The following is a 14,078-nucleotide window of genomic DNA, read 5'->3' as shown; positions in this document are numbered from 1 at the left end:
ATTGGTCTATACCTGTCCCCCCGGACCGCAGGCGGCGGCACCCGTATGCCGGAACACCGGGATCCGTCGCGGATCCCCGTCCCACCCGTGCCGACCCACCCCACCCGCGTCGATCCACCCATCCGCGCCGACCGTCCCATCCGCGCCGATCCGCCCCATCCGAGGGCTCCCGTACGAGGCCTCCCGCACGTCCCCGTTTTCGGCAACTCCCTTATCCGGAGGGCTTCATGAAGTCTCGCCGCAAGGTGGCGGCATTCGCCGCGACCTGCTGTCTGGCGCCCCTGACGATCGCCGCGCTCTCCACCGGCACGGCCCAGGCACACGGCACGCTGAGCAATCCGCTCAGCCGCACCGGCACATGTCGTGCCGAGAACCCGGAGAATCCCACGTCCGCCGCGTGCAAGGCCGCGGTCTCGATCGGCGGCACGCAGGCCGTGTACGACTGGAACGAGGTCAACCTCGCGGACGTTGCCGGCCGGCATCGTCAAGTGATCCCCGACGGCAAGTTGTGCAGTGCCGGGCGGGACAAGTACAAGGGCTTCGACCAGGCGCGCGCCGACTGGCCGGCGACCGCCGTCGCCGAGGGCAGCACGTTCAACTTCCTGTTCCGGGCCACCTCCCCGCACCGGGGCACCTTCGAGTTCTACGTGACTCGGGACGGCTACGACCCCACCGTGCCGCTGAAGTGGTCGGACCTGGAGCCCACTCCGTTCCTGACCCAGACCAACCCGCCTCTGGACAACGGGTCGTTCGTGATGAACGGGCGGATGCCCACCGGCAAGACCGGTCGCCATCTGATCTACGTCGTCTACCAACGGACCGACAGTCCCGAGGCGTTCTACTCGTGCTCGGACGTCGTCTTCGGCGCCGCGCCCGCCGCCGCGCGGGTGAACGCGGCCACCGCGCCGCTCGCGCACGAGACCGGCGCGCCGTACATCGAGCCTGCCGGGCACAACCACCAGACCATCCACGAGGCCCCGGTCGCCGCGGCCGTGCCGGACAACGGCCCCGCCGGCGTCCCGCGCTCGGCCGGCGTCGGCGCGGCGGGAGCGGGCGCGCTGATCATCCTCGGCGGCGGCGTCATGGTGCTCACCAACCGGCGCCGGGAGGCCCACGCGCGGCGCTGAACCACGCGCCGACGCCCCACAGATGCCACCTCCGGTCCGGACGAAGCCGACGGGCCCGACCAACCCGACGGCCGCCGCCGGGCCGGAGGTGGGCCAACTCCCCCCGACCCCATCGCCCCACGCACCCCGCCCCATCCCGTGCACCGCGCCCCGCGCGCCGTGGACGCCGCACCCGCGCACGCCGCATCGCACCACCACACCCCGTCTCGGATCCGCCGCCCCGCATCACCGTCCCGTCCCACCCGGCACCGTCCCTTCCCGTCCCTTCGAAAACGGGAGCACCGATGAGACGACCACACCCGCTTCGCGCCCTGGCGACCGTGCTGACCACCGCAGCCGCGTCGCTGGGCCTCGTGCTGTCCGCAGGCGGCGCCGCGCCCGCCGCACCGGTGACCACCACGACCGCCACCGCCACCGCGACGCCCGCCGCCGCGCAGCGGGCCCTCGGCACCCCGATGCCCGCCCGCGTGTTCGCGCCGTACTTCGAGGCGTGGACCGGCGAGAGCCCGGCGACGCTGTCCGCCCAGTCCGGTGCCAAGTACCTGACCATGGCCTTCATCCAGACCCCGAGCCGGGGATCCTGCACGCCGTACTGGAACGGCGACACCGGGATGCCGATCGCACAGTCCACGTTCGGCGCGGACATCGCCACGATCCGCGCGGCCGGTGGTGACGTCATCCCATCGTTCGGCGGCTACACCGCGGGCAACACCGGTACCGAGATCTCGGACAGCTGCACCAACGTCAACTCGATCGCCAGTGCCATACAGAACGTCATCTCGACCTACGACCTCACCCGGATCTGCCTCGACGTCGAGGACAACTCGCTCACCAACACCGCCGGCATCGACCGCCGCAACAAGGCGCTCAAGCAGGTGCAGGCCTGGGCCGCGAGCACCGGACGGCCGTTGCAGATCCAGTACACCCTGCCGACCACGACGCAGGGCTTGGCCCCCAGCGGCCTGGCCGTGCTGCAGAACGCGGTCACCAACGGCACCAAGGTCGACGTGGTCAACATCATGACCTTCGACTACTACGACAATCAGCCGCACCAGATGGCCGAGGACGCCAAGACCGCGGCGACCGGCCTGAAGAACCAACTCGCGCAGTTGTACCCGACCAAGACCCAGGCGGAGTTGTGGGCCATGGTAGGCGTCACCGTGATGCCCGGCGTGGACGACTTCGGCCCCGCCGAGACCTTCACCACCGCCGACGCGGTCACCGTCTACAACTGGGCCGAGACGCAGGGCATCAGCACCCTGTCGATGTGGGCCCTGCAACGTGACAACGGCAACTGCCCCGGTGGCGGGGCGGCCGACAACTGCTCCGGGATCCCGCAGGAACTGTGGCAGTTCACCCGCACATTCGCGCCGTTCACCAGCGGGGGACCGGTCACCAACGACTTCTCGCTCGGGGTCAGTCCAGGGGCCGGTTCGGTGGCCAAGGGCGCGAGCACCTCGGCGACGATCAACACGGCGGTCACGGCCGGCAGCGCGCAGAACGTCGCGCTCACCGTCACCGGCGCGCCCACCGGGGTCAACGCCACGATCACCCCGACCTCGGTCGCCGCGGGCGGGTCGGCGACGTTGAACATCGCCGCCTCCGCGTCCGCGACGCCGGGTAGCTATCCGCTCACGATCAACGGAGTCGGGCCCTCGGCGACGCACAGCGCGACCTACCTGCTCACCGTCACGTCCGGGCCGACCACCGACGACTTCTCCATCCTCGTCGCACCCGCGTCCGGCACCGTTCCCCAGGGCGGGACCGGCACGGCGGCGGTCAACACCGGCGTCACCTCGGGTCTCCCCCAGAACGTCGCGCTCACCGTGACCGGTGTGCCCACCGGGGTCACCGCGACGGTCAATCCGACGTCGGTGAACGCGGGCTCGTCGGCGACGCTGAGCATCGCCGTGTCCACATCCGCGCAAACGGGCACCTTCCCGCTGACCGTCACCGGTGTGGGTCCCTCGGCGACGCACAGCGCGACCTACCTGCTCACCGTCACCGTCATCAGCGGTGGCGGCCTGCTCAACGCCGACCTGGAGACTGGCACGCTCAGTCCCTGGACCTGCCAGCCGGGTGGCGCGGTGGTCACCACCGTCGCGCACGGCGGCAGCCACGCCATCGAGGCGGCGGCCGGCCCGGCGCAGACCGGGGAATGCCGGCAGACGCTGCAACTCGCCCCGAACTCGACGCACACGCTCACCGGTTGGGTCCGCGGGAACTACGTGTACCTGGGCGTCAGCGGCGGCGCGAGCGGCAGTACGTGGGCCTCGCCCGGAGCGGCGTGGACCAAGCTGACGGTGCCGTTCACCGTCGGCGCGTCCGGCTCGGTGACCGTCTACCTGCACGGCTGGTACGCGCAGGGATCGGTCTACGGCGACGACTTCGCGATCACCTGAGTCCGGTTCGCCGGAGCGGGCCCCGCGGATCCGATCGGGTCCGCGGGGCCGGCGCGCACGCCCCGTCGATCGCCCATGAACCCCGGTCGCCGGCTCGCGACCCCACCGTGAGCCGGCGGCCGGTCGTCGGCGTGAGGGCGGTGGAAGGTCCCGGCGCGCCCGGGTCGGCTCGACGTCGGTGTGTTCGGGCGGTACCCGCGGGCAGCACCGGCACGACACGCACGTTGCGGTCGCCGGACGCGGGGGCGTTCCGGGTGGCCGCGCCGGTGCGGCCGGGCGCCCTGGGTCCGGGCACCCTGGGTCCGGGCCGACTGGCGGGCTTGGCCCTGCGGTTGGCCGATGAGGGCGGCACCATGGAGCGCATCACGGCAATCCCCGTGTGCGGTTCGTCGCGGGCCGGTGGGGGCGGCGCCGAGGCGGTGGTGGTGTCGCCGGTGGAGACTCGACCCATGAACTCCCTTTCGGTCGGGAGTAGTTGCGCAGCCTGTCCGGCCTGCGGTGACCTGCGGAGGTGGCTGCGCTCGGAGATGGTCGAGGAGCGCTACGACACCCGTCTGCTCAACCCGGCTGAACGCCGCCCGTCTGCTCGACGTCGGCCGACCCCACCGGTCTGCTCGCCACCGGCCGACCTGTGCCGCCGGGCCGCTGTCGGCGGCCCGGCGCCCGGCGCCGGACATGCCCAGGGCCCCGGCGGGTGGCGCCGCCGGGGCCCGTGATCGACTCGCCTCCCCCCGAGGGTGTCGATCAGACCCGCTGCCAAAGAGCCGGCACGTTGGGCGGCTCCCAGCCCGGTTGTGCGGTGTGGCCCTGCAGGCAGCGGTAGTTCTGGCCGCTGTAGCTCGCCGTGCTGCCGGCCGCGTAGTTGGTGCCCACGCGCCAGGTGCCGCCCGGCGGGTTGGTGGGCGGCTCGCTCGTCGGCGGTTGGGTGGTCGGCGGCACGCCGTTCACGTTCAGCACGAAGTCGAAGGACGCCTCCCTGCCGTTGCCCACCGTACGCACCGTCATCAGCAGTCGGGGGTCGAAGATGGTGTCGGTGTTGTTGCGCGGCTCACCCGGGAAGTACGTCTGCGTGGTGAGGATGCCGCGGTTGGGCGCCTGGACCTTCATATGCAGGTGCCGGGTGCGGCCGGGGTACAGGCCCGGCACGATCGTGGTCAGCGAGTACGCCCCTTGGGCGTTGGTGAACTGGTGGCCCCGGAAGGTGAATCCGACGTTGTCGTAGTTGCCGTTGGTGTCCGCCTGCCAGAAGTCGAGCAGTACGTTCGCCAGTGGCTGACATTGCCGGCCGAACACGTATCCGGAGACGGTGAGCGGTACACCCGGGGTGTTGGGGGTGGTGAGCACCGAGCGCAGCGGTGAGTTGGGCTTGAAGTACGGGCCCTCGGTCTGCGCGATCGTCGGCTCGTCGCCGTCGTGGCAGAAGGGGGTGGGTTCCAGCGTGCCCGACTCGCGCTGCGACCTGGCCAGCGCGGGCACACCGCCGATGAGCAGCGGGAGGGGGGCGGCCACCAGGGCCGCCTTGAGCAGGTTCTTGCGGGTGATGCCGCGCCTGACGGGCTCGTCCTGATCGGTGTTGTCGGTGTCCACGGCGACCTCTCCTCGGCGAGGGGGACGGGCGGGCAGGGTCGAGGAATCGATCCGCCCACTCGCGATTGGTCTGAACCTATGCGCGCCGGTCGGGTGCGTCGATGGACAAAGCACGGCCCTCGTGGTGCTTCGCGTTGATGTCCCGGCGATACTCCCCGGGGGTGCTTCCGGTCTCCCTGCGGAAGAATCGGCAGAAGTACGCGGGGTCCGCGAATCCCACCCGATCAGCGACCTGGCGAACCGTCAGATCACTGCCCGCGAGCAGCCGTTTGGCCTCCACCACCTGGGTCTGGCGGATGATCTGGCCGGGGGTGCGCCCGGTGGTGCTCTTCACCGCGTGGTTGAGGTGGCCCACCGACACCCCCAGTTGGGCGGCGTACGCGCCGACCGTGCGATCGAGGGGGTCCAGGTCCACCGGCCCGTCCAGCAGCCGGGTGAAGCGCTGGGCGATGACGGCGGTGGGGCCCGGATCGGGATCGGGGTCGACATCCGGGCCGTTTCGGGCCGCGAGTCGTGCCGCGCGCAGGATCAGCACGTGCAGGTACGCCTGCAGGATCGGGATGAACCCCTCGCCCTGCTCGGCGTATTCGCGCCGCATCTCGGCCACCACCCCGGCCAGCCCCGGCGCCGCCTCGGGCGTGGGACGCAGCCTCGGGTGCCCGGCCAGGTCGCGCACCGTGTCCCGGTCCTCGGGGTGGGCGAGCAGGAAGTCGTCGTTGAACAGGACGACCCAGCCGGTGAGTTCCTGCATTCGGTGCCAGAAGTGCACCTGGCCCGGGGCGACGAAGAACAGGTGCGGTGGGGTGACCGTGCGCGGCACCAGGTCGATCACGTGGGTGCCGCGGCCGCCGGTCACGAAGACGATCTCGTAGAAGGTGTGTCGATGGGGGAAGTCGGCGCGCGACATCGGCCCGATCGTGTCGAACGAGCCGATCGCGAACGGCAGGATGCTCGGCGCGGGGACGTCCAGCCGGTGCAGGGGGACCGCCGGACGAAGCTGGGTCGGCGAACTCATCGGCTCACCCCGACGCGTTCGTCCGGTCGGTCCAATCGTTCGCCGGGCCTGTGCCGTCGGCTCGGCCCGGGTGGCTCGTCGGGCCCTTCCGGCCTGTCGTAGCTGCGCGAATACCATGCCATGTCGGCCCCCTGTGGTTCCGGTCGATGCGGCCGGCGCTCGTTCAGCGGCCAGGTTAGAGCGTTCGATACCCGCTGTGGGCGACTTCGCACCGTCCGTCACGAACTGGCAAACACGGCCGCCCTCGTGGGCCGCCGCGCGAGCGGGCGAGGCGGCGGGCGAGCGGGCGGGCGGGACGTCGATTGCCCGGGGGGCGGGCGGCCGGCAGGGTCGTGGCCATGCCTACCTTCTCCGCGCACGACGGGACCCCGCTCGCGTACCACGTGTCGGGGGACGGCGCGCCCCTGGTGTGTCTGCCCGGCGGGCCCATGCAGGCCTCCGCCTACCTCGGCGACCTGGGCGGCCTGGCCGCGCACCGCCGGTTGATCATGCTCGACCTGCGCGGGACCGGCGAGTCGGCGAAGCCGCAGGACACCTCCTCGTACCGCTGCGACCGGCTCGTCGAGGACGTCGAGGCGCTGCGTGAGCACCTGGGCCTGGCGCGGATGGACCTGCTCGCGCACTCGGCGGGCACGAACCTGGCCGGACGGTACGTGAGTCGGCACCCCGAACGGGTGGGCCGGCTCGTGCTGGTCACGCCCAGCGTGATGGGCGTCGGGCTCGCCATCGCCGCGAGAGACCGGACCGAAACCGCGCGGCTGCGCCGGGACGAGCCGTGGTTCCCGCAGGCGTTCGCGGCCCTGGAGGCGATCGTGGCCGGCCGGGCCACGGCGGATACGTGGGGCGCCATCGCACCGTTCGCCTACGGCATCTGGGACGAGCGGGCCCGGGCGCATCGCGCGGCCGAGGACACCCAGCGCAACGACGAGGCGGCGGCTGTGTTCGGGGCGGATGGCGCCTTCGACCCGGCCGCCACCCGTGCGGCGCTGGCCCGCCTCGAGGCGCCGGTCCTCCTGCTCGCCGGCGAGGTCGACATCTCCGGCCCGCCGCGCGTGATGGGGGAGTTCGCCGCGTTGTTCCCGCACGCCGAACTCGTGGTCCAGTCCGGGGCCGGCCACTTCCCCTGGCTCGACGACGCCGACCGTTTCGCCCGGACCACGGCGACGTTCCTGGGATAGCGATGTGCCGCGCGCCGAAGCGTCGCGCGCCGGGCACCGAGCCGTCCGCACCGGGGCGTGCGCGCGAGCGCCTTCGGTCAGCCCGCGATGGTGAGTTGCATCAGGGCCTTCGCGGTGTGCATCCGGTTCTCGGATTGCTCGAAGACACGGCTTCGGGGCCCTTCGAAGACCTCGTCGTCCACCTCGAGGATGTCCGGGTGGGCGCGGGCGGTCTCGGTGTCGAGGTCGTGGAAGGCCGGAAGGCAGTGCAGGTAGATGGTGTCCGCGCGGCCGGTGCCGGCCATCAGGTCGGGGGTGACCTTCAAGTCCCGGAGCAGGTCGACGCGTTCGCGGGTGTGTGCCTCCTCGCCCATGGACACCCACACGTCGCCGTAGACGGCCGCCGAGTCGGCCAGGGCCCGGTCGGGCGACGCGGTGACGGTGATCGCGGCGTGCGGGGACTCGGCCTCGGCGAGCAGTTCGGCGATGGATCCGGGGTTCGGGTGCAGCGGTTCGGGGGCCAGGACGCGCAGGTCCAGACCGAGTTTGGCGGCGGCGATGGCCAGCGTGTACGCCACGTTGTTGCGGCCGTCGCCGACGTAGGTGACGGGCAGGCCCTCCAGACGACCGAAGTTCTCGCGCAGGGTGAGCAGGTCGGCGAGGACCTGGGTGGGATGGTACGAGTCGCACAGGCCGTTCCACACCGGTACGCCCGCGTGACGCGCGAACTCGGCGATCGTCGCGTGTTCGAAGCCGCGGAACATCACCCCGTCGAAGACCCGACCGAACACCCGGGCGATGTCGCGGACGGACTCCTTGACGCCGAACCGGATGTCCTCGCGGCCGAAGAGCTCCGGATGCGCGCCGGACTGGGTCGCGGCGACCACGAACGAGATCCGGGTGCGGCACGAGGGCTTGAGGAAGATCAGCGCGATGTTGCGACCGGCCAGGACCGGGACACGTTCGCCGTGCGCGGCCCGCTCCTTGGTGTCCGCCGCCCGGTCGAGCAACTCGGTGATCTCGTCCGCTCCGACGTCGCGCAGGGAGAGCAGGTTGCGGCCTTTGAGGGTGGAATACCCCATGGGTCGACCTCGATTCGACGACTCGATGATGAATGAATATGCCTTACTCGGCATCATCATGCACCATGGCGCGTCGGTGCGGCATCTGTTTCCGCCCGGAAACCGGTGGAGGCCGGGCGGGTCCGACTGGTAGCTTCCCGATCGTGTCCAGCCCCGAGTCGGACAGACGACGGCCGCCGGTGAAGCGGTGGCCGACCTCCTGTCGAACGTGTCGATGAACTGAGCCGCCCGGCCGCAGCAGCGAGCCGAGGGCGTGCTCGGACCCGCCCGCGGGCATGACCGCCACCCGAGTCGCCGGAGCAGCGAAGTGTGGGCTCCCGCGCGCCGCCGTTGCGACACCCGTTCAAGCACGCCGGTGTCGTACGCACGCGCGGACGCGGCCCACCCCTGCCCAATCGGATCCGGATCGGATCCCTCGGACGTCCATGGGGTTTCGTCATGCCATTCGCTGTCTACGTGCTCGGGCTCGCGGTCTTCGCCCAGGGCACCTCGGAGTTCATGCTCTCCGGCCTGCTCTCGGGCATCGCCACCGACCTGCACGTGTCCATTCCCACCGCCGGGCTGCTGACCTCGGCGTTCGCGATCGGGATGGTGATCGGCGCGCCCGCGATGGCGCTGCTGAGCCGCACCTGGCCCCGCCGACGCGCGCTGTTGTCGTTCCTGGGCGTGTTCATCGCCGTGCACGTGGTCGGCGCGCTCGCCCCGAACCACCCGGTCCTGCTGGCCACCCGGGTGATCGGCGCACTCGCCAACGCCGGGTTCTGGGCGGTCGCCCTGGTGACCGCGATCGACCTGGCCGGGCCCGAACGTCGCGCCCGGGCCACGTCCGTGGTGGTCGGCGGGGTCACCCTCGCGTGTGTGGCGGGCGTGCCCGCCGGTGCGTTGCTGGGCGCGTGGTGGGGGTGGCGCTCGGCATTCTGGGCGGTGGCCCTGGTGTCACTGCCGGCCGTGTTCGCGATCGCGCGCACGGTGCCGAACCGGCCGGTCCGGGCGGATGCCCCGGTCGGCGCGCGCCGCGAACTGCGGGCCCTGGCCACGCCGCCGCTGCTGATCACGCTGCTGCTGAGCGCGCTCGTGCAGGGCGCGACGTTCGGTACGTTCTCCTACCTCGAAGCGCTGGTCACCGACGTCGCCGGGCTCGGCGACGGCTGGGTGCCGCTCACGCTCGCGCTGTTCGGGGTGGGCTCGTTCATCGGCGTCACCGTCGCGGGCCGCGTTGTCGACGCGCGGCCGAACACGCTGGTCACGGCCGGGATGGCGGCGCTCGCGCTGGGATGGGCCCTCCTCGCGGCGACGGCCGCTCATCCGGTCGGGGTGCTCGTGCTCGTCCCGGTGCAGGGGATGCTCGCGTTCGGCACCGGAACGGCCCTGATTTCCAGGGTGCTTCGACTCGCCCCGGAGACCTCGGCACTGGCCGGAGCGGGCGCCACCGCCGCCTTCAACGTGGGTGGCGCCCTCGGACCCTGGCTCGGCGGCCTGGCCATCGACGCCGGGTTCGGCTACCGCGCGCCGGTGTGGGTGAGCGCGATGCTGATGGTCACGGCCCTTGCGGTGGCGGGGCTGACGTATCGGGCGACCCGGGCGAGCGCGGCGACCCAGGCGCCCGACGCGATTCGGATGCCCGAGACGCCCCAGGTGCCTGAGGAGCCTGAGGAGACCGAGGAGACTCAAGCGCCCGAGCCCCGCGGACGCGTCCGGTAGTTCCCACGGTTCCCACTCCACGACGCCGGTCGGGCGGGTCGACCCACCCACCCGACCGGCATCGCAGCCGTCGGTCCGGAGTCGTCAGCCCATCCCGACCCGCGCCAGCACCCGCATCGCCGCCGGCGACACCCGACTCAGCAACCGGCCCGCCTTCGCCTCCGGCGTCACCGGCACCACCGCCCGCCGCCGTCGGATCGCCCGCACGATCTGGTCGGCGACCTTCTCCGGCGGGTAGTTCCGCCGCGCGTACAACCTGGAGAACCGTTCCCGACGCGCGTCCTGTTCGGTGTCGTCCACGCCGGAGAAGGTGGTGCTGCGGGTGATCCCGGTGTTCACGATGCCGGGACAGATCGTGCTCACCCGCACGCCCGAACCGGCGAGTTCGGCCCGCAGGCAGTCGGACAACATCGCCACCGCGGCCTTGCTCGTCGCGTAGGCCGCCAGCATCTTGGCCGGCGTATACGCCGCCGCCGACGCGAGGTTGACGATGTGCCCGCCCTCGCCGCGCTCGGCCAGCAGCGTGCCGAACGCCCGGCAGCCGTGGATCACGCCCCACAGGTTGACGTCGAGCACACGCTTCCATTCGGCGTTCGTCGTGGCCAGGAACGTGCCCGAGTGACCCACGCCCGCGTTGTTGACCACGATGTCCGGGACGCCGTGCGCGTGCACGACCTCGGCGGCGAACGTGTCCATCGCCGCGCCGTCGGCCACATCCACCCGATACGCGTGCGCCGCCCGCCCGTACAGCCGGGCCAGTTCGGCCGTGCGCTCGGCGGCGGGCAGATCCAGGTCGCACACCACCACATCCGCGCCCTGTTCGGCGAACGCGACCGCGGTGGCCCGCCCGATCCCACCACCCGCGCCGGTGACCAGCGCGAGCCGCCCCGCGAACGGGTCCCTGCCGGGTGGGCGTTCGCGCCGCCGGGCCAGGTCCAACGCCGGTGTCGCGGTGCCGTGCTCGATGTGTTCGACGAACTCGCGGGTCATGCGGGCCACGGTCGGTCCCTTCTCCAGGAGGGCGGACCAGTGGCCCGCGGCGACGGTCCGCCGCCACAGCCGAGGTACCCAGCGTTCCAGGCCCTCGGACAGGGCGGCCCCGACGTAGCGGTCGTCGGTGAGCGTGACCAGTTGTACCGGCACGGTCGTTTCCCGGCGGCCCGGCAACACCATGCGCGGAACCATGTTGACGCGGTACAGCGCGATCCCACGCACCGCGTCCTCGACCAGCGTGGCCTGCGGGTGCCCGGCGCGCGGCCGGATCCCCTCCGTCCCGGCCAGCACCCGATCCCAGCGGGCGGCCAGTCCCAGCCGCCAGGTCGCGGGCGCGAGCACCGGCAGGTGGAAGGCGGTGATGTACCACGAGCGCACGGACTGCGCCGCGAGTTGCCGCAGATGCCGGGGAGTGGGCCGGGCGAACCGGGTGCGCGCCCAGTGCCCAACGTGGTCCAGACACGGCCCGGAGATCGAGGTGTACGAGGCGATCCGGCGCGGGCCCGCCCGATCGGTGACCGCCTCCCAGGCCTGGATCGAGCCCCAGTCGTGGGCCAGTACGTGCGCCGGCCGATCCGGGGCGACGGCCGCCAAGACCGCGAAGAGGTCGGCCGCCAGTTGTTCGAGCCGGTAGTCGTACCGACTCTTGGGCGCGCCGGAGGCTCCCGCGCCGCGCACGTCGTAGCGGACCACCCGGTGATCGCGCTCCAGGTCGGCGGCGACGTCGTCCCAGACCCGATGGGTGTCCGGATAGCCGTGCACCAGCAGCACCAACGGGCGGTCCTGCGGGCCCTGTTCGTACACCGCCAGGGAAACCCCGGCGGAGACCACCGTGCGGGTGCGCAGGTCCACGACCACGTCCACGCGCTTCGGGTCGGTCGCGGGCGGCGCCGTCATCGCCCACCCGCCGCACGCACCCGGTGCACGTGCGGCACGTCCTCGTCCAGCCAGTACGCGTCGTCGTCGGTGACCACCAGCAACTCCTCGAATTTGGCGCCCACCGCACGCAACGCGATGTGCGGCTCCACCGCCCACAGTCCCGGCGTCGGCGCGTGCCGGGACGCCCGTCCGTCCGCCCACAGCGGCGAACGCCCGTGCAGGCGCTCGCCGATCAGTTCCCGGCCCAGGGTGCGCAGCGTGCGCACGCCGAAGCCCAGGGCGTTCACCCCGACCGGCCGGCGCAGGGTCACCCGGGTGACCCGATGGCCGATCACCCGGCCGGGATAGACCCGATGCCGGTTGTCGTAGCCGTGTTCGAGGATCAGCGCGTCCACCGCGCGGTACACGTCGTCGAGCGGCTTGCCCGCCCTGACCTCGCGCAGGATCAGGTCGCGGTACGCGCCGAGGTCGAGGACCAGGCGATCCCACACCGCGTTCTCGCCGACCTTGCCGGCGTAGCCGATGTCGGCGGTGTACCCGTCCACGATCGGCGCGCAGTCCAGCACGTACGGCATGCCCTCGGTGAGCACCCGGCCGGTGGCGAAGAACTGAAGCGGGGTGTGGAAGTTCCGGAAGGCGGTGCGGTCGCCGAACCACGCGAACGGGATGTGGAAGAAGTCCCGGACTCCCTCCGCCACCAGTTCGCGGCGCAGCCGAGCGGCGGCCCGACGCTCCGTCACGCCAGGCTCGATCCAGGCGGCGACGCGCTCGGCGCAGCGGTAGGCCAGTCGCTGAACGTCGCGGAAACGATCCAGATCGACCTCGTCGAACGCGAACGCCGGGATCCCTCGGGGCGGTCGCGCCGCCGGAACCTGTAGCCGTGTGCTCATGTCCTCCGCCTTCGTGGGGGTTGGGATGGCGGCCGCGGACGCCCGCCCGCGCGGTCGCTCACAGGTCCAGGACCAGCCGCTCGCCCTCCGCGGCGCGCGACACGCACACCAACATCGCGCCGGCCGCCCGCTCGTCGTCGGTCAGGCGCAGATCGCGGTGGTCGACCTCGCCCGCCAGTACGCGCACCCGGCACACACCGCAAAACCCCTGCCGGCACGAGTAGGCGGTCTGCGGCAGGGCCTCGCGCAGCACGTCCAGGGCGGGGCGATCGGCGGGCACGGCCAGATCGATCCCAGCGCGCCGCAGGCGCAGTTCGAAGGGTCGCCCGTCGACCACCGGGGCGGGCGCGAAGCGCTCGAAGTGCAGGCCGCCGCCGCCCTGGCCGACGTCGACGGCGGCGCGGACGCCGGCCAGCATGGGCGCCGGCCCGCAGCAGTACACCGCGGTCCCGGCGGGCGCTCGACCCACCAGCTCGGCGCAGTCGGGCGGGCCCGCCTCGTCGTCCGCACGCACCTCGAACCGCCCGCCCGAGCCGCCCAGTTCGCCCAGCTCGGCGCCGAACGGCAGCGAGGCGCGGGTGCGGCCGAGATGGATCAGCCGCCAGTCCAGGCCGGCCCGCGCGGCCTGACGCACCATCGGCAGGATCGGGGTGATGCCGATGCCGCCGGCCAGGAACAGCACGGCGGGTTCGGCGGCGAAGGGGAACGCGTTGCGCGGACCGACCGTGCGCAGGGTCGCGCCCACCGGCAACGCGTCGTGCATCTCCACCGATCCGCCACCGCCGTCGGGCAGTCGGCGGATCGCGATCCGGTACGTGTAGCGGTCCTGGGGGTCGCCGCACAGCGAGTAGTGGCGGCGGCGTCCGGAGGGCAGTTCCAGGAGCAGGTGGGCGCCGGGCTGCCACTCGGGCAGCCGGCCGCCGGCCGGTGCGGTCAGCCGCAGCGAGATCACCTCCCGCGCCTCGACGACCCGCTCGCGGACCACGAGTTCGAGCATTCCCGCCCGCCGGGTCGGGGGGTGGGGCGCGCCGGATCGGGCCCGCCGCCGGCCGCGGTGCGCGACCGCGTCGGTGTGCAGCCGGCCGAGCACGGTCAGCACGCGCATCATCCGGTCGGCGCGCTCGCGCCCGTACAGGTCCGGCGGCGCGGTGCTCGGCCCGCCGGATATCGAAGTCGGCGGCGTGGACGGACTCATCGGCATCCTCGGCATCCTCGGCATCCTCGGTATCCGGGCCGGACGGTGGG

Annotated in this window: 10 protein-coding genes; 4 read left to right on the top strand and 6 right to left on the bottom strand. The window is 72.5% G+C overall.

From position 1 onward, the window contains the following. The first annotated feature begins 227 nt into the window (after window positions 1-227). Together OG948_RS45430 and OG948_RS45425 are read left to right on the top strand one after the other, a co-directional pair. Window positions 228-1,127: a lytic polysaccharide monooxygenase gene (locus OG948_RS45430; protein ID WP_331770873.1), complete on the top strand. Its 900-nt coding sequence runs from the start codon at window positions 228-230 to the stop codon at window positions 1,125-1,127. A 284-nt stretch (window positions 1,128-1,411) separates the two neighbouring features. After that, window positions 1,412-3,529 (top strand): glycosyl hydrolase family 18 protein, encoded by a 2,118-nt coding sequence (locus tag OG948_RS45425; protein WP_331770872.1) that lies wholly within the window; start codon window positions 1,412-1,414, stop codon window positions 3,527-3,529. A 744-nt stretch (window positions 3,530-4,273) separates the two neighbouring features. On the opposite strand, the gene OG948_RS45420 is transcribed toward OG948_RS45425, so the two are convergent. Both OG948_RS45420 and OG948_RS45415 read right to left on the bottom strand, forming a co-directional pair. After that, the gene (locus OG948_RS45420; protein WP_331770871.1) at window positions 4,274-5,116 is read right to left on the bottom strand and encodes a carbohydrate-binding protein; all 843 of its coding nucleotides are present in this window, start codon (window positions 5,114-5,116) and stop codon (window positions 4,274-4,276) included. 76 nt (window positions 5,117-5,192) lie between these two features. Beyond that, a complete protein-coding gene (locus OG948_RS45415) occupies window positions 5,193-6,131 on the bottom strand; it encodes an AraC family transcriptional regulator (RefSeq protein WP_331770870.1) in 939 nt (312 codons plus the stop codon). A gap of 338 nt (window positions 6,132-6,469) precedes the next feature. On the opposite strand from OG948_RS45415, the gene OG948_RS45410 reads away from it, so the two are divergent. Then, window positions 6,470-7,309 (top strand): alpha/beta hydrolase, encoded by an 840-nt coding sequence (locus OG948_RS45410; RefSeq protein ID WP_331770869.1) that lies wholly within the window; start codon window positions 6,470-6,472, stop codon window positions 7,307-7,309. 77 nt (window positions 7,310-7,386) lie between these two features. Here the strand turns inward: OG948_RS45410 and argF are convergent, their stop codons facing one another. Further along, window positions 7,387-8,370, bottom strand: coding sequence for an ornithine carbamoyltransferase (gene argF, locus OG948_RS45405; RefSeq protein ID WP_331770868.1), 984 nt, complete (start codon window positions 8,368-8,370; stop codon window positions 7,387-7,389). Window positions 8,371-8,808: 438 nt separating this feature from the next. Between argF and OG948_RS45400 the strand changes: the two genes are divergently transcribed. Continuing rightward, window positions 8,809-10,071: a Cmx/CmrA family chloramphenicol efflux MFS transporter gene (locus OG948_RS45400; RefSeq protein ID WP_331770867.1), complete on the top strand. Its 1,263-nt coding sequence runs from the start codon at window positions 8,809-8,811 to the stop codon at window positions 10,069-10,071. An 84-nt stretch (window positions 10,072-10,155) separates the two neighbouring features. Here the strand turns inward: OG948_RS45400 and OG948_RS45395 are convergent, their stop codons facing one another. The 3 genes from OG948_RS45395 to OG948_RS45385 are packed head-to-tail and all read right to left on the bottom strand — an operon-like array spanning window position 10,156 to window position 14,028. Further along, a complete protein-coding gene (locus OG948_RS45395) occupies window positions 10,156-11,961 on the bottom strand; it encodes an SDR family oxidoreductase (protein WP_331770866.1) in 1,806 nt (601 codons plus the stop codon). Then, window positions 11,958-12,833, bottom strand: a complete 876-nt coding sequence (locus OG948_RS45390) for a M24 family metallopeptidase (protein WP_331770865.1) — start codon at window positions 12,831-12,833, stop codon at window positions 11,958-11,960. The genes OG948_RS45395 and OG948_RS45390 overlap by 4 nt, the downstream gene beginning before the upstream one ends. A 58-nt stretch (window positions 12,834-12,891) precedes the next feature. Continuing rightward, window positions 12,892-14,028, bottom strand: a complete 1,137-nt coding sequence (locus tag OG948_RS45385) for a PDR/VanB family oxidoreductase (protein ID WP_331770864.1) — start codon at window positions 14,026-14,028, stop codon at window positions 12,892-12,894. Window positions 14,029-14,078 lie beyond the last annotated feature (50 nt).

It is taken from the genome of Embleya sp. NBC_00888 (assembly GCF_045207655.1).
In the GTDB taxonomy this organism is placed as follows: domain Bacteria; phylum Actinomycetota; class Actinomycetes; order Streptomycetales; family Streptomycetaceae; genus Embleya.
The sequence above is the reverse complement of the archived record's forward strand: the minus strand, read 5'-3'. Positions and strand labels throughout refer to the sequence as shown.

Coding starts and splice junctions, on each gene's coding strand:
- OG948_RS45430 (WP_331770873.1), top strand. CDS start 228: ATGAAGTCTCGCCGCAAGGTGGCGGCATTCGCCGCGACCTGCTGTCTG.
- OG948_RS45425 (WP_331770872.1), top strand. CDS start 1,412: ATGAGACGACCACACCCGCTTCGCGCCCTGGCGACCGTGCTGACCACC.
- OG948_RS45415 (WP_331770870.1), bottom strand. CDS start 6,131: ATGAGTTCGCCGACCCAGCTTCGTCCGGCGGTCCCCCTGCACCGGCTG.
- OG948_RS45410 (WP_331770869.1), top strand. CDS start 6,470: ATGCCTACCTTCTCCGCGCACGACGGGACCCCGCTCGCGTACCACGTG.
- argF (WP_331770868.1), bottom strand. CDS start 8,370: ATGGGGTATTCCACCCTCAAAGGCCGCAACCTGCTCTCCCTGCGCGAC.
- OG948_RS45400 (WP_331770867.1), top strand. CDS start 8,809: ATGCCATTCGCTGTCTACGTGCTCGGGCTCGCGGTCTTCGCCCAGGGC.
- OG948_RS45395 (WP_331770866.1), bottom strand. CDS start 11,961: ATGACGGCGCCGCCCGCGACCGACCCGAAGCGCGTGGACGTGGTCGTG.
- OG948_RS45390 (WP_331770865.1), bottom strand. CDS start 12,833: ATGAGCACACGGCTACAGGTTCCGGCGGCGCGACCGCCCCGAGGGATC.
- OG948_RS45385 (WP_331770864.1), bottom strand. CDS start 14,028: ATGAGTCCGTCCACGCCGCCGACTTCGATATCCGGCGGGCCGAGCACC.